Raw genomic sequence first — 16,717 nt, forward strand, 5'->3', positions numbered from 1 at the left:
ACGAAGCCCACCGCCGCCAACACGCGGACGACACCGTGCAGCACCCACAGGTTGTTCCCCGCCAGCGCGGGCTGCACCGGCACTACGAAGAACCGCCTCCCGCTAGGGCTGGAGCCGCACGACGCGCCCCCCGCTCAGCCGGATCCTGTTGTGCACGCGGTTTTCCCGACCCTGCCAGAACTCCACCACCTCGGCTGCGATGCGGTAGCCACCCCAGTCCGGCGGCACCGGCACCGTGTCGTGATCGGCGAACCGCTCGGTCACCTCGGCGAGTCGATCGAGCAGCGCCTCCCGCGAGGCGATCGGCCGGGACTGCTGCGAGGCCCACGCGCCGAGTTGCGATCCGCGGGGCCGCTTGGACCAGTAGTCGGCGGTCTCCTCGGCCGACACCTTGGTCACCGGTCCGCGCACATGGACCTGACGCCCCAGGGCGAACCACGGGAACGTCGCCGAGGCGTAGGGTGCGCCCGCCAGATCTGCACCCTTGGCGGAGCCGTAGTTGGTGAAGAAGGTGATACCGGTGTCGTCGACGCTCTTACACAACACAGTGCGGGTGACCGGGCGTCGGGCGGCGTCGACGGTGCCGAGCACGATCGCGTTCGGCTCGCAGATCGCGGCCGCCTCCGCATCGGCTAACCACCTGCGCAGCAGGGCAACCCAGCCGTCGGCCAGCCAGTCGACGTCGAGGTCGGCGCTGCCGTCTTTCTCCACCGATCCGTATTCCACCCGCATCCACGCCAAGTGCTCGTTGTCGGCCTCCGTCACCGCGCCAACGCTACGCCGACCGGTCCCCGGCGACTGTTGCCCCGGGTGCGAGAATCTGGCCATGACTCAGACGTCGCCGTCGGTGCCGGAGAACTTCGTCGAGGGGCTCGAGGGAACGGTGGCGTTCACCACCCAGATCGCCGAACCCGACAAGGACGGCGGCGCGCTGCGTTACCGCGGCGTGGACATCGAGGACCTGGTCGCCAACCGGGTGACCTTCGGTGACGTGTGGGCGCTGCTGGTCGACGGGAAGTTCGGCGACGGGCTGGCGCCTGCCGAACCGTACCCGTTGCCGATTCGCAGCGGCGACGTCCGCGTTGACGTGCAGGCCGGCCTCGCGATGCTCGCACCGATCTGGGGCTACAAACCGATCCTCGACATCGACGACGACACCGCCCGCGCCCAACTCGCGCGTGCCTCGGTGATGGCGCTGTCCTACGTCGCACAATCCGCGCGGGGAATCCACCGGCCGGCGATCCCACAGCGGTCGATCGACGAATGCAGCACCGTCACAGCGCGTTTCATGACCCGGTGGCAGGGCGACCCCGATCCGAAGCACGTCGAAGCCATCGACGCCTACTGGGTGACCGCCGCCGAACACGGGATGAACGCCTCGACGTTCACCGCCCGGGTCATCGCCTCCACCGGCGCAGACGTCGCGGCCGCGCTGTCCGGTGCCGTCGGCGCGATGAGCGGCCCACTGCACGGCGGCGCACCGGCGCGGGTGCTGCCGATGCTCGACGACGTCGAGCGCACCGGTGACGCCCGCGCCGTGGTCAAGGGCATCCTCGACCGCAAGGACAAGCTGATGGGGTTCGGGCACCGGGTGTACCGCGCGGAGGATCCGCGGGCCCGCGTACTGCGCGCCGCCGCCGAACGTCTGGAGGTCCCGCGCTACGAGGTGGCCGCCGCGCTCGAGCAGGCAGCACTGGCCGAACTGGCCGAGCGCCGCCCCGACCGGGCAATCGAGACGAATGTCGAGTTCTGGGCTGCGGTGATCCTCGACTTCGCCCGCGTACCCGCCTCGATGATGCCGGCGATGTTCACCTGTGGGCGCACCGCCGGGTGGTGCGCCCACATTCTCGAGCAGAAGCGACTGGGCAAGCTCGTGCGCCCGTCGGCGATCTACGTCGGACCCGACCCCCGCAGCCCCGAGTCTGTCGAGGGCTGGGACCGCATCGCCGCCAAGTGAGCGCAGATCCGGTCGGCATATTCGCCGGAGCCGCAGACAGTTTCGCCGATCTGGTGGGCCGGCTGCCCGCCGCCTCGTGGGACGGTCCTGGATTGGGTGAGTGGGATCTGCGGGCGCTCGTCGGCCACACCACGCGCTCGCTGATCACCGTCAGCGCCTACCTGCAGACGACCGCGGCGCGAGAGGACGTCACCAGCGCCGCCGAGTACTACGTCAAGGTGACCCCCGCCGCGCTCGGGATCGACCCGGCGGCCGTGGCGCAGCGCGGCAGGCAGGCGGGCCGCGATCTCGGGGAGGATCCGGCGGCGAGCGTCGCCAGCCTGCTCGCGCGAGCACGGGCCGACGTAGACGTCGTCCCCGATGATCCGTTGATCGAGGTGATCGGCGGGCTGGGCATCCGGCTGAGCAATTACCTACCGACGCGGACGTTCGAGCTCGTCGTGCACGGTCTGGACATCGCGCGGGCGGCGGGTGTCGACTACGCGCCGCCGGCCGAAGTGCTGGCCGACGCGGTGCGGTTGGCCGCGGACATCGCGGTCATCTCCGACCGCGGTCCGCAGGTGCTGCTGGCACTGACGGGACGGGTTGCACTACCGCCGGGGTTCTCCCTCGTCTGACCGATGAGATCTGTCGGTGGCGCGGGGGTGGGCAGCCGGAAAGTCAGAAGACCGCCTTCTGAACCTGGTCCGGGCCGCTGATCTCACCGTCGGGTAGCTTCTGCAGCCCGTCGAGGATGTCCTGGTCGGCGCCGTTGCTCTTGGCGTGCTCGATCAGGTCTTCCTTCGAACAAGGGTACGAGACCCCGCCCAGTGTCTTCTGCACATCGATCGGATTCGGCATGCGGTCGCTCCTTCCCATTTCGCTTACGCGAGCGAGAGTGACCGCCGACCGCCGACCGAAACGTGCCCTATCCGAGCAATCCGGCGAGCAGGCGCCGCCCGAGAGTCGGCGCCGGTGCGGCCGCCGCGGCCTCCAGCATGTCGGGGACCGAGGTGAACTTCACCCGAGGGCGTTGCCCGCCACCGCGTGCGGTCTCCGCCGCGTCGATCGCGCGCCAGCCCGCGGTGTCGACCACGTCGGGCCGGCGATCTCGCACCAACCGGTCGAGCTCGCGGTAGCCGGCCGACGGCGGGGCGAGCACCCCGGTGTTGTAGTCGGCCACCAGGTGGTGCACCGTCTGCGCGGCGCAGGACTTGTTGGTGCCGATGAACCCGGTCGGTCCGCGTTTGATCCAGCCTGCGACGTAGCTGCCCGCGACCGGTCGCCCCGACGCCGGGTCCACGACGCGGCCGCCGTCATTGGGCACGACGCCGGCGGCGTCGTCGAACGGCAACCCGGTGATCGGCCTGCCGCGGTAGCCGATGGACGTCAGCACGAGACCGGCGTCCAGGCGGCACGCCTGATCGGTGCCGGTGACGGTGAATTCGACGCCCTCGGCGCGCGTCTCGCCCGTGACACGTCGCGGTGTCAGCCGGTAGGCCAGCCGGATCCGTGGGCGGGTGACCGGCGCGGAGGCGTCGGGAAGCTTCGCGAGGATCTCGAGCTTGTTGCGGGTGAGCGGGTCGGTCTCGTCGGTCAGGTCGCGCCGAACGAGGTCATGGTCGGCCGCCTCCAGGACGACGTCGCATGTGGCCGTCAACCCGATGAGCTCGGGCAGCGTGAACGCCGATTGCGCGGGCCCGCGACGAGCGGCGATTACCACCTCCTCGACCCGCGAGGCGCGCAGCGCGGCCAGCGCGTGGTCGGCGATGTCGGTGGCGGCCAGCAGGTCCGGTTCGGTGGTGAGGATGCGGGCGACGTCGAGGGCCACGTTGCCGTTGCCGATGATCACCGCGCGGTCGTGGTCCAGGCGCACCGGTAGGGCGGCGTAGTCGGGGTGGCCGTTGTACCAGGCGACGACCTCGGTGGCCGTCGCAGTGCCGGGCAGGCCCATTCCGTCGATGTCGAGGCGGCGGTCGTTGGGAGCCCCGACGGCGTATACCACGGCGTGATGGTGGGCCAGCAGGTCGGCGTGACTCACGTGCGTGCCGACCTCCACGTTGAGATACAGCCGCAGTTCGCGCCGGGCCGTCACCTGGTCGAACAGCCGCGTCACCCGCTTGGTGCTCTGGTGGTCGGGCGCGACGCCCGCACGGACCAGGCCGTAGGGCGTCGGCAGCCGCTCGAACATGGTCACCCGCACCCCGCGTTGGGTGAGGAGTTCGTCGGCGGCGTACATGGCGGCAGGACCCGACCCCACGATGGCGACCTTCAGCGGGCCGCCGGGACGCGAGTGGACGACGGGAGCGTCTGGCACCGGCGCCAGCTTGGACGTCGGCGGCACCTTCTCGTCGGGTCGGCGCTCGGGGTAGAAGGCGGCGTTGAGTTCGACGAACGGCAACTGCGCCTCGGTCAGCATCGACACCGGGGCGATCGCACCGACCGGACAGGCGCTCACGCACGCCCCGCAGTCGACGCAGGCCGCCGGGTCGATGTAGAGCATCTCGGCGGTCGCGAAGCCCGGCTCGTCAGGGGTCGGATGGATGCAGTTGACCGGGCATGCGAACACACACGACCCGTCGCTGCAGCACGACTGGGTGATCACATGGGGCAAGGCCGTGCGCCCTCCTACGCCGCGGTGGCGACGTGTTGGCGATGCGGTTCGCTGCGGTACCGGCTAGGGCGTCCGTCGATCCGGCAGATGCGCCACATCAGCTTCGCCAAGGGGTTCATCAGGCCGGTCTCGTGGCAAAGCATCCGGACGTCACCGAACATGTCGCGCAGGAACTGCCGCGACTCCGGAGCGCGGAAGAACAACTCCTTCTTCACCGATTTCGGGATGTCGAACTCACGCCAGAACGATTTCGGCGGGACGATGATCGCCTGGCACAGCACCCGCATCGCCAACGGGACGTACAGCGACAGGACGAACCGCTGCCGGCGCGGTAGCTGCGGCAGGCGCTTGCGCAGGTATTCGTGGGCGAACGAGATGTGGCGCGCCTCCTCCGCGACGTGGATGGCCATCACCCGCGCCATGATCGGATGCAGGTCCTTGCCCTCGCGGAGCACGTTCTTCTGTGTGTGGTCGATGGGCTCCTCGCCGGCGAGCACGCCGAAGAAGAACGGGATCGGCAGGGGACCGGCGACCAGCGGGATGAACGGAGACAGCCAGCGCAGCATCCGCGGCATTCCGGGTACGTCAGCGCCGATGCGGTTCACCATCTCCTGGAACATCATGGTGTGGTTGCATTCTTCGACCGTCTCGTGCATGCAGTAGCGGTACTCGGGTGAGCCGTTGGGCACCCAGAACGCGTAGTTCGTCAGGCCGCGGATGAGGATGATTTCGAACTGCAGGCCCACCTTGGCGACATTGGCCTGCCGCCACCGGCCGATCTCGATCTGCCGCTCCAGCGGCTGGGACTGATACCACGGATGCCGCCCGAACGGATCGGTCCGCGGAAGGACCCACCGCTGGTCGTCGTCGATCACAGCGAAATCTGGACTGTCCCAGTCGATGTCGGTGTACGGGTTGAAGTTCCGTCGCACCGACCCCTCGGACAGGGTGGTCAGTGTGTCCACGTAAGCCTTGTCTTCGGTGACGTCCATGTTGCGACGCCACCGGCGGACGGTGCGTGTGCGAGCCATGAGAACCTCCCGTGCGGGTTTACATTCAGCCGTCTCCTGTACACAGTACCGCAGGTATCGGGTAGAAGTCCATGGGCCGACTGAGGGTTGCTGAGCATCGCCGGGCTTTCAGTGCGCTGACGGGCGCCGACCGTCGATTACCGCTCCGAAATCGCCGGGAACTAGGCTGGTGAGCCATGGCCGAACTCTCCATACCCGCCGACCTCAAGCCCCGCGACGGACGCTTCGGGTCCGGGCCGTCGAAGGTGCGTCCGGAGCAACTCGCCGCGCTCGCGGCCGCCGGGGACCTGTTCGGCACCTCGCACCGCCAGGCTCCGGTCAAGAACCTCGTGGGCCGGGTTCGCGACGGCGTCAAGGCGCTCTTCTCGGTGCCCGACGGCTACGAGGTCATCCTCGGCAACGGCGGCAGCACCGCGTTCTGGGACGCCGCGGCGTTCGGGCTGATCGACCAGCGCTCCCTGCATCTCACCTACGGCGAGTTCAGTGCGAAATTCGCCTCGGCCGTCGCCAGGAATCCGTTCGTCGGCGACCCGATCGTCGTCAAGGCCGATCCCGGCAGCGCGCCGGCACCGCAGGCGGATCCGTCGGTAGACGTCATCGCGTGGGCACACAACGAGACCTCGACCGGTGTCGCGGTCGCGGTGCAGCGCCCCGCCGGCTCCGACGACGCGTTGATCGTCATCGACGCGACCTCCGGTGCGGGCGGACTCGCTGTGGACATCGCGCAGGCCGACGCCTACTACTTCGCCCCGCAGAAGAACTTCGCCGGCGACGGCGGCCTGTGGCTCGCGGTCGTCAGCCCCGCCGCGCTGACGCGCATCGAGGCGATCGCGCAGTCCGGCCGCTGGGTACCCGACTTCCTCTCCCTGCCGATCGCGGTGGAGAACAGCGTCAAGAACCAGACGTACAACACCCCCGCGATCGGCACGCTGGTGCTGCTCGCCGAGCAGCTGGACTGGCTCAACGGCAACGGCGGGCTGGACTGGGCCGTCAAGCGCACCGCCGACTCGTCACAGCGGCTGTACTCGTGGGCCGAAACGTCGAGCTTCGCCACCCCGTTCGTCGCCGACCCGGCGCTGCGCTCGCAGGTCGTGGGCACCGTCGACTTCTCCGAGGACGTCGACGCCGCCGCAGTGGCAAAGGTCTTGCGCGCCAACGGGATCGTTGACACCGAGCCGTACCGCAAACTCGGCCGCAACCAGTTGCGCGTCGCGATGTTCGCTGCCGTCGATCCCGAGGACGTCAGTGCGCTCACCGAATGCGTGGACTGGGTCGTCGAACGGTTGTAGTCGGTGCCGCGTGTCAACGTGGTGATAGGCAGGTAACGCAGTAGGCTGACCAGCTAATCGGGCTGGCGCCTGGCGCCGCGAACGAGCCCGGAGGAGGTCGCAGTGCGGGAACTCAAGGTCGTCGAACTCGACGTCGACGGCAACACGGTGCTCTGCCAGACCGACTCCGGCGAGAGGTTCACCCTGCGCATCGACGACCGGTTCCGCGCCGCGGCCCGCGGGGACCGGGCCGCGTTCAATCGATCCGCCGACCAGACCATGATCGATGTCGAGGTGCACAACGCGCTGCGCCCTAGGGATATCCAGTCCAAGATCCGCGCCGGGGCCTCGGTCGAGCAGGTCGCCAACGCCTCCGGGATGCCGATCGAGCGGGTCGAACGGTTTGCCCACCCGGTGCTGTTGGAACGGTCACGGGCCGCCGAGCTCGCGACCGCCGCGCATCCGGTGCTGTCCGACGGCCCGGCGGTGCTCACTCTCCTCGAGACAGTCAGCACCGCGCTGGTCGCCCGCGGGCTCGACCCGGACGCGACGAACTGGGACGCCTGGCGCAACGAAGACGGACGCTGGACGGTACAGGTGGCGTGGAAGGCCGGCCGGTCCGACAACGTCGCCCACTTCCGGTTCTCCCCCGGCTCGCACGGCGGTACGGTCACCGCGTTCGACGAGGCGGCTCACCAGCTCATCGACCCGGACTTCAGCCGCCCGCTGCGCCCCGTCGCACCGCTCGCCCAGCTGGACTTCGACGCTCCCGTCGCCCCGCGGGCACCCGTGGCCGCGTCCGCCCCTGCACCGCTGCACCAACCCGAACCTGAGCCCGAACTCACGGCCGAACCGGAACCTCCCCCAGCAGCCGGGACCGTGCCGGAACCCCAACCCAAGCCGGCGAAGTCGCGCAAAGCCAAGGCCCACCCGACGGTTCCCGGGTGGGAGGACGTGTTGCTCGGCGTGCGCTCCGGCGGTCAGCGATGAGCGCTCGCGCGAAGAGCCGACAACACCCGATGAGCGCTAAGCCGGCGCCAAGCCGCTGAGCGTGATAGCGAGCAGGGCGATCCATCCGCCCGCCACGCCGACGCCCGCACCGAACGCGAACCAGCGCCACACCGGCCGGGTCCGCCAACCCCATACCGTCGGCGCCAACCCTCCCACGGCGACCGTGTTCAGGCCGACCGCCAGCAGTGGGTGCACCCGCAGCAGCCCGAGGCTCAGCACGATGACGGCCGTGGCAATCACCGCTGCCACTCCGGCGGCCACCGTCAAACCCGTGCTCCACGGCGTGGATTCGTCGGTCACCGGGTCAATCTAGCCGGATCGTGCCCGTTCGTAGAACGCCAACGCGGCGGCGGTGGCCACGTTGAGCGAATCGGTGCCCCGTGACATCGGGATGCGCACCCGCCGATCGCTGGCCCGCATCGACCGCTGGGTAAGACCCGGGCCCTCCGCACCGACGAGGACCGCGACCTTCTCGTCACGCAGCGCGGCCATCGCCGTCGCCAGAGTGTCCGCGGCGGGGTCCGGCGTCATCGCGAGCAGGCCGAACCCTTGGTCACGCAATAATTTCAGCTCGTCCGGCCACGCGGCGGCGCGCGCGAACGGCACGAGCAGCGCATGGCCCATCGACACCCGCACCGCCCGCCGGTACAGCGGGTCGGCGCACCCCGCCCCGAAGATCACCGCGCCGACGCCGAGTCCGGCGGCGTTGCGGAACATCGATCCGAGGTTTTCGTGGTCGTTGACACCTTCGAGCACCGCCACGGTGCGGACACCGTAAAGCGCGTCGGCCACGCTGATCTCCGGCGGTCGTGACGCCGACGCCAGCACACCCCGGTTCAGATGGAAGCCGACCACCTTGGCCATCACCTCGGCGTCCGCCCGGTAGAACGGGGCGTCGACACCGTCGAGGTCCGCACCCAGTTCGGTGAGCCGACGGTCGGTCCCGAACAGCGCGCGGGGGGCGAACCGCGATGCCAGCATGCGCTGCACCACCAGCACGCCCTCGGCGATCACCAGCCCTTTGCCGCCGGGCAGGTCGGGTCTGCGGTCGATGCTGTTGAGGTTTCGGAAGTCGTCGAGGCGGGGGTCGGCGGGGTCGCCGACGTCGATGACGGTGGTCAACGCCTCGATCTCCGCACGGCGGCGAAGCTTACGCGCTGTGCTCGGCCAACGCCGACATCAGGTCAGCGCGATCGGCATGAACCCGCGAGCAGAACCGACAACGCTGGCTACGGTCCCTATTCGATGGGCTAGGTTGGCACTGATGGCCGACGAACACGCCCCGGAGAGTGAATCACCGCAGCCACCCCCACTGCCGGACGCCCTGCTCGATCCGCGGCCCGTCATTCTCGTGATCGCCGCGGTGTGGCTCATCGCCGCCGTGCTGGCGTTCACGGTCGCCGCACTGCACGAATGGCGTCCGTTCACGATCGCCGGGCTGGGCATCGGCGTGTTTGGCACTTCCGTCTTTCTGTGGCAACGTCACGCCGTACGCCGCGGCGCGCGCGGCGCCCAGAGCGGACTTCGCTGAGGACTCAGCTCACCGCCCCGATCGCAGGAGGACACATGGCCGCAAAGTTGCTTCGTGCGGAGATCGATATCGACGCCCCGGTGACCAAGGTGTGGTCACTGGTCTCCGACCTCGGCCGGATGCCGCAGTGGAGCCCGCAGTGCCGGGTCATGAAGGTGCTCGGCCCGCTGCGGCCGGGCGCCAAGACGATCAACCTCAACCGGCGCAAGTTCCTCGTCTGGCCGACCACCTGCACCGTCACCGAGTTCGTACCCGAGAAGAAGGTGGCGTTCCGCGTCGATGCCAACAAGACGGTGTGGAGCTACGAACTCGAGCCGACGGACACCGGAACGCGGCTGGTCGAGACCCGCAACGCCGAGAACGGTACGACCGCGGTGTCGAACATGACCGTCAACGCATTCTTCGGCGGCGTCCCAAGCTTCGAGCGGGAGCTGGTCGTCGGGATGAACGAGTCACTGGCCAAGATCAAGGCCGCCGCGGAGCGGTAGTCAGTCGTCGCCGGCGACGTCGATCACGCCGTCGTCGTACGGGTCGTACAGTGGCGACCCGGTGAACTGCGGCGCCGGGGTGTCAGAGTGCGCACCGCAGCCGTATTCGGAGTCGACCACGTGGCCGTCGGCCGACATCTCGTTGGCGCACACGCCGAACATGACCCCTAGCGAACCGGACAGCGGCAGGTAGAACCCGCAGTCGCGACAGACCCGCTTCGTCGAGCGGGCCATCGCCGAACCGGGCCCGAACTCGCCGTCGTGCCAACGCTGAGCGGCATCGATGCGCCCCCACCGACTCAGTACCTGTTTGCGGCCCAGCCCCACTTCCGCCGCGGTCTCGTCGACCTGCGGGTCACCGCTGGCGAGGTAGCCGGGCACCAGCCGGGGATCTTCGCGCGGCGGCGCGAGCATGTCGCCGGGGCCGAGGTCCCCTGGTTGCACCCGCTCATGCCACGGAACCCACTTGGGGGCCAGCAGCGCCGTCGGACCCGGGACAAGCACCAATTCACTGATGGTGGCCTGCTCCGCGCCGGGGTACGCGGCGACGACGACCGCCCACTGCCAGCCCCGGTAACCGGGCATGTCGGCCAGGAACCGGTGGGTCGCCGACGTCGGATCCTCGAGCGACGCGCCGAGGTACTCCCCGATCGTGTCCGGTCCGCTGAACTCGACGAGCGCAGCGCGGGCCTGCTCGGCGGCGCCCATCAGCACCGCCTCGAGGTCGGCAGGGGGTTGGGCCACGTCGGCGGCGGTCCCGGTCAGACTGTCCATCGCCTCCCATAGTGCCGCAGAGCGATACCGGAAAGCCACACCGGTCGGCGGTAAGCCGCCAGTCGGCGCCATGGGGGACAATCGTGGCGTGGCCGGCCGACGCGATAAGAGTGACGAAGACTCCCGGCGCGACGCTCGTTACCACCCTCCGCGGCCGCCCGCCGGCCACGACCACCCCGGAATGGCGAACTACCCGAGCGACGGGGGTGGCTACCGCCGCCCGCGCAGGCAGCCCACTCCCAGCGCGAACCGCTGGTTGCCCCCGCTGGACGAGCCGACGCCCCCTCCCGGATATCACTACGATCCGCCGCCCGGTGTGGGTGGGGCTGCGGGCAGGGTCACCGTCACCCGCGCCGCGGCGCTGCGCGGCCGCGAGATGGGGTCCAAAATGTACGGCCTGGTGCACCGGGCCGCGACCGCGGATGGCGCGGACAAGTCGGGCCTGACGGCCCTCACCTGGCCGGTGGTGGCCAACTTCGCCGTCGACGCCGCGATGGCGGTGGCGTTGGCGAATACGTTGTTCTTCGCCGCGGCCAGTGGGGAGAGCAAGAGCAAGGTCGCACTGTACCTGCTCATCACCATCGCGCCGTTCGCGGTGATCGCACCGCTCATCGGCCCGGCCCTCGACCGGTTGCAGCACGGCCGCCGTGTCGCGCTGGCCGCCTCGTTCCTGGCGCGAACCGCGCTGGTGGTGCTGCTGATCGCCAACTACGACGGCGTGACCGGGAGCTACCAGTCGTGGGTGCTCTATCCCTGCGCATTGGGGATGATGGTGCTGTCGAAATCGTTTTCGGTGCTACGCAGCGCCGTCACCCCCCGGGTGCTGCCCCCGAGCATCGACCTGGTGCGGGTCAACTCACGGCTCACGACGTTCGGGCTGTTGGGCGGCACCGTGGTCGGCGGTGCGGTCGCCGCCGGTGCGGAATACCTGCTCAACCTGTTCCAGTTGCCCGGTGCGCTGTACGTCCTCGTCGCCGCGACGATCGCGGGCGCGGCGCTGTCGATGCGGATTCCGAAATGGGTGGAGGTCACCGCGGGTGAGGTGCCCGCGACGCTGAGCTACCACGGTGGCAGCGGTGTCGTGCGGCGCGAGCCGCCGCCCGAGCGGTCCGGCAAGGCGCGCCAGCCGCTGGGCCGGAACACCATCACGGCGCTGTGGGGCAACTGCACGATCAAGGTGATGGTCGGGTTCCTGTTCCTCTACCCGGCGTTCGTCGCGAAATCGCACGACGCCAGCGGTTGGGAACAGCTGCGCATCCTCGGCCTGATCGGTGCTGCGGCCGCCGTCGGCAACTTCATCGGCAACATGACCAGCGCGAGGCTGGAACTGGGCCACCCCGCGCGGCTGGTGGTGCGGGCGGCCACCGCGGTGACCGCGGTCGCGCTGCTGACCGCAGTGACAGGGAACCTGCTGGTGGCAGCGGTCGCCACGCTGATCACCTCGGGTGCCAGCGCCATCGCCAAGGCCTCGCTGGACGCGTCGCTGCAGGACGACCTCCCCGAGGAGTCCAGGGCGTCGGCGTTCGGGCGCTCGGAGTCGCTGCTGCAGCTCGCGTGGGTCGCCGGCGGCGCCACCGGGGTGCTCGTCTACACCGACCTGTGGATCGGCTTCACTACTATCACGGCCGTGTTGATTCTCGGGCTGGCCCAGACCGTGGTGAGCTACCGCGGCGAATCGCTGATCCCAGGGTTCGGCGGCAACCGGCCGGTGCTGGCCGAACAGGAAGGCCGTCGCCCCGACGCCGCCGGGGTGGCGTACGAGTGAAGCGCGTACCGGCCGTGCTGGCGGCCGTCGCGGTGCTGGCGGCCGCGGCCACGGTATTCATCGTGGGGCAGCTGACCCGCGACCACGAGCCCGCACTGCCACAGATCAGCGCGTTCACCCACGGAGAGTTGACCCGCGTCGGGCCCTTCCAGTTCTGCGACGTCATCGACCCCACCGACTGCATGCCCGCCGGTCATCAGGGGGAACTGGCGGTGAACGAACGTGATCCGGTGCAGCTGTCGGTTCCAGCGGCGATCGCCGAGGCGCCGTGGCGGCTGCTACGCGTCTACGAACGCCCCGCCGACACCACCGAATCGGTGTTCCGGCCCGACACCCGGCTCGCGGTGACGATCCCGACCGTCGACCCGCAGCGCGGCCGGCTCACCGGGATCGCCGTGCAGCTGCTGACGCTCGTGCAGGACGAGGCCGGGGAGGTCTTCGAGATTCCGCACGCGGAGTGGTCCGTGCGGATGGTGTGGCCCTAAGAGCTGCCCTAGAGCGGAGTGTGCTCGGGGACCACCCGCTCGCCCTCGCGCGTCGGGCCCGGCGGCGTCCCGTCACCGAACGGTCTGCCGCCCAACGCTTCCCGCCCGTGCGACGTCAGCCAGTTGGCCAGAGCGGGGCCCTTGGGCACCACCTGTGTCGGGTTGATGTCGGAATGGACGATGTAGTAGTGCTGCTTGATTTGCACGAAGTCGACGGTGTCGCCGAAGCCGGGAGTCTGGAACAGGTCCCTGGCGTACCCCCACAAAGCAGGCGTCTCCGAGAGCTTGGCTCGATTGCACTTGAAATGCCCGTGGTAGACGGGATCGAACCGGGCCAGTGTGGTGAACAACCGGACATCGGCCTCGGTGATGGTGTCGCCGACCAGGTATCGCTGCCCGGCCAGCCGGTCCTCGATCCAGTCCAGCGCGGCGAACAGCCGGTCGTAGGCCTTCTCGTACGCACGTTGTGAACCGGCGAATCCGCAACGGTAGACGCCGTTGTTGACCTCGGTGTAGATGCGCTGAGCCACCTCGTCGATCTCGTCGCGGTGTTTGTCGGGGTAGAGGTCAGGCGCACCGTCGCGGTGGTAGGCGGTCCACTCCGTCGAGAAGTCGAGCGTGATCTGTCGGAAGTCGTTGGTGACAACCTGGCCCGTCGACACCTCGACGACCGCGGGCACCGTGATGCCCTTCGGGTAGTCGGGGAACCGCTTGAAATAGGCGTCCTGCAGTCGCGGGGTCTTCAGCACCGGGTCGACGCCGCCGGGGTCGAGGTCGAAGGTCCAGCTGCGCTCGTCGTGCGTTGGCCCGCAGAAGCCGATGGACAGCGCGTCTTCGAGGCCGAGCAGTCGACGGACGATGATCGTGCGGTTGGCCCACGGGCAGGCGCGCGCCACGATCAGACGGTAACGCCCCGGCTCGACCGGGTAGCCGTCGCGGCCGTCGGCGGTGATCCGGGTCTCGATGTAGTCGGTGTCGCGGTCGAATTCGCCTCCGCTTGCGACGTAGCTCATGGCCGCAGTGTGCCCCTTCTCCGAGTGTGAAGCCGGCGGGAGAAATCCCGAGGAATTCGCAGTGGTTTCGCACCAGCGCGGAAGACGAAAGATCAGGCGTCGAGTTCGCGGGCGACGGCCTTGACGACCTCCGACACCCGGCGCGCGACCTTGCGGTCCGGGTAGCGGCCTTTCTGCAGGTCCGGCTGGATCGCACTCTCCAGCAGCGTGATCAGGTCACCGATCATGCCGTGCAGTTCGTCCGGGCTGTGCTTGTGCTCGGGACGTTCGGCCTCGCGCCGAGTCTTGCTCAGGCTCGGCGGCGGATCGATCAGCGTGAGGCTCAACGCTTGGGGGCCCCGGCGGCCCGCCGCGACGCCGAACTCGACGCGCTGGCCTGCCTTGAGACCGTCGACACCCGCGGGCAACGCCGAGGACCGGACGTACACGTCCTCGCCGTCCTCCTGGGACAGAAAGCCGAAGCCCTTCTCGGCGTCGTACCACTTCACCCTGCCGGTCGGCACTTTGGTCACCTGCTCGTCGTCTCGCACCAACATAAGGAAAAGCGTCCCGCTTGCGCCGGGACGCGTCGATGCCGATCCTACTCGGACTCGACCGGCGACTTCACACCCTTATCGGTAGGCTTTGTGCCACCGCTGGAGGAAGAAGTGCGCCCGATATGCGAGTCATACTCAACATCATCTGGTTGATCTTCGGCGGCCTGTGGCTTGCGCTGGGGTATGCGCTGGCGGGAATCGTCTGCTTTGTCCTCATCATCACCATCCCGTTCGGGTTGGCGGCCTTCCGGATCGCGTCCTATGCGCTGTGGCCGTTCGGCCGCACCATCGTCGAGAAGCCGGGCCCCCGACCCGGCGCGCTGGTCGGCAATGTCATCTGGGTACTGGTGTTCGGGATCTGGCTGGCGATCGGCCACATCGTGAGCGCGGCGGCGATGGCCGTCACGATCATCGGCATCCCGTTGGCGCTGGCCAACCTCAAGATGGTCCCCATCTCGCTGGTGCCGCTCGGCAAGGAGATCGTGCCGGTCGACCAGGTAAGAACCGACCGGCGAGCCACCGTATGACCTTGACTGCACTCGGCGTCCCGACCATCCAGCGCCCTGCCGCCGGTATGCCCACCACCGGACCGCTCGTCGACACCTTCGGCCGCATCGCCACCGACCTGCGGGTGTCGCTGACCGACCGCTGCAACCTGCGCTGCACCTACTGCATGCCTGCCGACGGCCTGGACTGGCTCCCCGGTGGGCAATTGTTGCGCGCAGACGAACTCGTCCGGCTGCTGGGCATCGCGGTGACCCGCCTCGGCATCACCAACGTGCGCTTCACCGGTGGTGAACCGCTGGTGGTGCGCCATCTCGAAGAAGTGGTGGCCGCCACGGGTGCGCTGCGGCCCCGCCCTGAGATGGCGATGACCACCAACGGCATCGGGCTGTCCCGGCGCGCCGAGTCGCTCAAGGCGGCGGGACTCGACCGGGTCAATGTGTCACTCGACAGTGTCGACGCCGCGCACTTCGCGCGCATCACCCGGCGCGACCGGCTGCACGACGTGCTCGCCGGGTTGGCCGCCGCCAAGGAGGTGGGTCTGGCCCCGGTCAAGGTCAACGCGGTCCTCGACCCCGACACCGGCCTCGACGACGCGGTCCCGCTGCTGCGCTTCTGTATCGACCACGGCTACCAGCTGCGCATCATCGAGCAGATGCCGCTCGACGCCGAACACCGGTGGCGGCGCGGACGCTCACTGGAGGCCGCCGGCATCCTCGCCGCGCTGGGTGAGCACTTCACCCTGGTCCCCGACCCCGCGCCGCGGGGCGCCGCGCCCGCACAGCTGTGGCGGGTCGACGGCGGAACCGCGACGGTCGGGGTGATCGCGTCGGTGTCGGAGGCCTTCTGCGCGGCATGTGACCGCACCCGGCTCACCGCCGACGGTCAGGTGCGCAACTGCCTGTTCGCTCGCGAGGAGAGCGATCTGCGACGGCTGTTGCGCGACGGCGCCGACGACGAGGTGATCGAGCAGGCCTGGCGCGCGGCGATGTGGACGAAGGCCGTTGGTCACGGGATCAACGATCCGAATTTCGAACAGCCCTCCCGGCCGATGAGCGCGATCGGAGGGTGACGTGTCGACCACGACAACGGTGCGCGTCGCGGTCCGCTACTTCGCCGCCGCACGGGCCGCCGCCGGCACGGAATCCGAGGATCTCACCGTGCCCACGGGCACGACGGTTCAAGCCCTGGTCGACGGATTGGCGTCGCGCAGCCCGGAATTCGGCCGGGTGCTGGCTCGGTGTTCGTACCTCTGCGACGGTGTCGCCGTGCGGGATGCTGGAATGGCGCTGATCAACGCGCAGACGCTCGATGTGCTTCCCCCGTTCGCCGGCGGATAAGCGTGATTTGCATCACATAACGATATGGTCACAAGCTGGCTATAGCCGACTTCACGCCCGCAAACTCCTGCGAAAACGACGAGCCAACTGCACCTTTAGAGCCCCTTTAAGATTTGCTCTCGCCGAAAACGCGGCGGTGGCGAAAAGGTGACTGGTGGGCGGTCAGCGGTTACGGTTCTGTCCCAGGCCAGACGACCCTAATCAACTGGCCCGCCCCGCCCGATAGCGCCGAGCTCCATCCGTCGACGCGGGGACCACAAACCACCTGGATGGAGGCGGGGGACCCACCGGTCCACCGAAGGACCCGGGGCTGCCAGCGGCCCCTTGGGGTGAAGCCGAGATCGGGCAACCGAGACCGGCCGGGTGACCTCTCCCACCCGAACCCGACAGCTGACCTCGCGGGCGCCGACGAGAGGACCTA

The 16,717-nt window shown here is 69.1% G+C and carries 20 protein-coding genes and 1 riboswitch; of the genes, 11 read left to right on the forward strand and 9 right to left on the reverse strand.

Annotation, left to right across the window (positions count from 1 at the left end; all coding sequences use genetic code 11):
• Positions 1–102: 102 nt before the first annotated feature.
• On the reverse strand, positions 103–765 hold the full coding sequence (pdxH, locus tag G6N07_RS15500; protein WP_085192599.1) for a pyridoxamine 5'-phosphate oxidase: 663 nt from the start codon (positions 763–765) through the stop codon (positions 103–105).
• Positions 766–826: 61 nt separating this feature from the next.
• On the opposite strand from pdxH, the gene G6N07_RS15505 reads away from it, so the two are divergent.
• Together G6N07_RS15505 and G6N07_RS15510 are read left to right on the forward strand one after the other, a co-directional pair.
• Positions 827–1,957 carry a citrate synthase 2 gene (locus G6N07_RS15505; protein WP_085192598.1) on the forward strand — a complete coding sequence of 377 codons (1,131 nt, stop codon included), beginning with the start codon at positions 827–829 and terminating at the stop codon, positions 1,955–1,957.
• The gene (locus G6N07_RS15510) at positions 1,954–2,574 is read left to right on the forward strand and encodes a maleylpyruvate isomerase family mycothiol-dependent enzyme (protein WP_085192597.1); all 621 of its coding nucleotides are present in this window, start codon (positions 1,954–1,956) and stop codon (positions 2,572–2,574) included. Before G6N07_RS15505 ends, G6N07_RS15510 begins: the two co-directional genes overlap by 4 nt.
• 43 nt (positions 2,575–2,617) lie before the next feature.
• Here the strand turns inward: G6N07_RS15510 and G6N07_RS15515 are convergent, their stop codons facing one another.
• The 3 genes from G6N07_RS15515 to G6N07_RS15525 all read right to left on the reverse strand — a co-directional run bounded on the left by G6N07_RS15515 (position 2,618) and on the right by G6N07_RS15525 (position 5,581).
• Positions 2,618–2,797, reverse strand: coding sequence for a DUF2795 domain-containing protein (locus G6N07_RS15515; protein ID WP_085192623.1), 180 nt, complete (start codon positions 2,795–2,797; stop codon positions 2,618–2,620).
• A 67-nt stretch (positions 2,798–2,864) separates the two neighbouring features.
• The gene (locus tag G6N07_RS15520; RefSeq protein ID WP_085192596.1) at positions 2,865–4,550 is read right to left on the reverse strand and encodes an FAD-dependent oxidoreductase; all 1,686 of its coding nucleotides are present in this window, start codon (positions 4,548–4,550) and stop codon (positions 2,865–2,867) included.
• A gap of 14 nt (positions 4,551–4,564) precedes the next feature.
• On the reverse strand, positions 4,565–5,581 hold the full coding sequence (locus G6N07_RS15525) for an AurF N-oxygenase family protein (RefSeq protein WP_085192595.1): 1,017 nt from the start codon (positions 5,579–5,581) through the stop codon (positions 4,565–4,567).
• A 176-nt stretch (positions 5,582–5,757) separates the two neighbouring features.
• Here G6N07_RS15525 and serC point away from each other — a divergent pair, with 176 nt between their 5' ends.
• Both serC and sepH read left to right on the forward strand, forming a co-directional pair.
• Positions 5,758–6,870 carry a phosphoserine transaminase gene (serC, locus tag G6N07_RS15530; RefSeq protein ID WP_085192594.1) on the forward strand — a complete coding sequence of 371 codons (1,113 nt, stop codon included), beginning with the start codon at positions 5,758–5,760 and terminating at the stop codon, positions 6,868–6,870.
• A gap of 102 nt (positions 6,871–6,972) precedes the next feature.
• Positions 6,973–7,839: a septation protein SepH gene (gene sepH, locus G6N07_RS15535; protein WP_085192593.1), complete on the forward strand. Its 867-nt coding sequence runs from the start codon at positions 6,973–6,975 to the stop codon at positions 7,837–7,839.
• Between the two features lie 36 nt (positions 7,840–7,875).
• On the opposite strand, the gene G6N07_RS15540 is transcribed toward sepH, so the two are convergent.
• Positions 7,876–8,160: a DUF2537 domain-containing protein gene (locus G6N07_RS15540; protein ID WP_085192592.1), complete on the reverse strand. Its 285-nt coding sequence runs from the start codon at positions 8,158–8,160 to the stop codon at positions 7,876–7,878.
• Between the two features lie 9 nt (positions 8,161–8,169).
• Positions 8,170–8,982, reverse strand: coding sequence for a TrmH family RNA methyltransferase (locus G6N07_RS15545; protein ID WP_085192591.1), 813 nt, complete (start codon positions 8,980–8,982; stop codon positions 8,170–8,172).
• A gap of 142 nt (positions 8,983–9,124) precedes the next feature.
• Between G6N07_RS15545 and G6N07_RS15550 the strand changes: the two genes are divergently transcribed.
• Complete coding sequence (locus G6N07_RS15550; protein WP_165756781.1) at positions 9,125–9,391, forward strand: DUF2530 domain-containing protein; 267 nt, start codon at positions 9,125–9,127, stop codon at positions 9,389–9,391.
• A 35-nt stretch (positions 9,392–9,426) separates the two neighbouring features.
• Positions 9,427–9,879: an SRPBCC family protein gene (locus G6N07_RS15555; RefSeq protein ID WP_085192589.1), complete on the forward strand. Its 453-nt coding sequence runs from the start codon at positions 9,427–9,429 to the stop codon at positions 9,877–9,879.
• Here the strand turns inward: G6N07_RS15555 and G6N07_RS15560 are convergent, their stop codons facing one another.
• Positions 9,880–10,653 carry a DUF3027 domain-containing protein gene (locus tag G6N07_RS15560; protein WP_085192588.1) on the reverse strand — a complete coding sequence of 258 codons (774 nt, stop codon included), beginning with the start codon at positions 10,651–10,653 and terminating at the stop codon, positions 9,880–9,882.
• Between the two features lie 70 nt (positions 10,654–10,723).
• Between G6N07_RS15560 and G6N07_RS15565 the strand changes: the two genes are divergently transcribed.
• Together G6N07_RS15565 and G6N07_RS15570 are read left to right on the forward strand one after the other, a co-directional pair.
• Complete coding sequence (locus G6N07_RS15565) at positions 10,724–12,418, forward strand: MFS transporter (protein WP_085192587.1); 1,695 nt, start codon at positions 10,724–10,726, stop codon at positions 12,416–12,418.
• Positions 12,415–12,903: a DUF2771 domain-containing protein gene (locus G6N07_RS15570; RefSeq protein ID WP_085192586.1), complete on the forward strand. Its 489-nt coding sequence runs from the start codon at positions 12,415–12,417 to the stop codon at positions 12,901–12,903. Before G6N07_RS15565 ends, G6N07_RS15570 begins: the two co-directional genes overlap by 4 nt.
• Positions 12,904–12,911: 8 nt before the next feature.
• Here G6N07_RS15570 and G6N07_RS15575 read toward each other — a convergent pair whose 3' ends face one another.
• On the reverse strand, positions 12,912–13,916 hold the full coding sequence (locus G6N07_RS15575; RefSeq protein WP_085192585.1) for a glutathione S-transferase family protein: 1,005 nt from the start codon (positions 13,914–13,916) through the stop codon (positions 12,912–12,914).
• A gap of 92 nt (positions 13,917–14,008) precedes the next feature.
• A complete protein-coding gene (locus G6N07_RS15580) occupies positions 14,009–14,419 on the reverse strand; it encodes a cold-shock protein (protein ID WP_085192622.1) in 411 nt (136 codons plus the stop codon).
• 155 nt (positions 14,420–14,574) lie between these two features.
• Here G6N07_RS15580 and G6N07_RS15585 point away from each other — a divergent pair, with 155 nt between their 5' ends.
• Genes G6N07_RS15585 through G6N07_RS15595 form a run of 3 tightly spaced genes read left to right on the forward strand, consistent with a single transcriptional unit; the run spans position 14,575 to position 16,296 of the window.
• Positions 14,575–14,979, forward strand: a complete 405-nt coding sequence (locus G6N07_RS15585; RefSeq protein ID WP_085192584.1) for a YccF domain-containing protein — start codon at positions 14,575–14,577, stop codon at positions 14,977–14,979.
• Positions 14,976–16,028, forward strand: a complete 1,053-nt coding sequence (gene moaA / locus G6N07_RS15590; protein ID WP_085192583.1) for a GTP 3',8-cyclase MoaA — start codon at positions 14,976–14,978, stop codon at positions 16,026–16,028. Before G6N07_RS15585 ends, moaA begins: the two co-directional genes overlap by 4 nt.
• A gap of 1 nt (position 16,029) precedes the next feature.
• The gene (locus G6N07_RS15595) at positions 16,030–16,296 is read left to right on the forward strand and encodes a MoaD/ThiS family protein (protein ID WP_085192582.1); all 267 of its coding nucleotides are present in this window, start codon (positions 16,030–16,032) and stop codon (positions 16,294–16,296) included.
• A 252-nt stretch (positions 16,297–16,548) separates the two neighbouring features.
• Positions 16,549–16,716, forward strand: a riboswitch (cyclic di-AMP (ydaO/yuaA leader).
• Position 16,717 lies beyond the last annotated feature (1 nt).

This window comes from Mycolicibacterium doricum, from assembly GCF_010728155.1.
In the GTDB taxonomy this organism is placed as follows: Bacteria; Actinomycetota; Actinomycetes; order Mycobacteriales; family Mycobacteriaceae; genus Mycobacterium; species Mycobacterium doricum.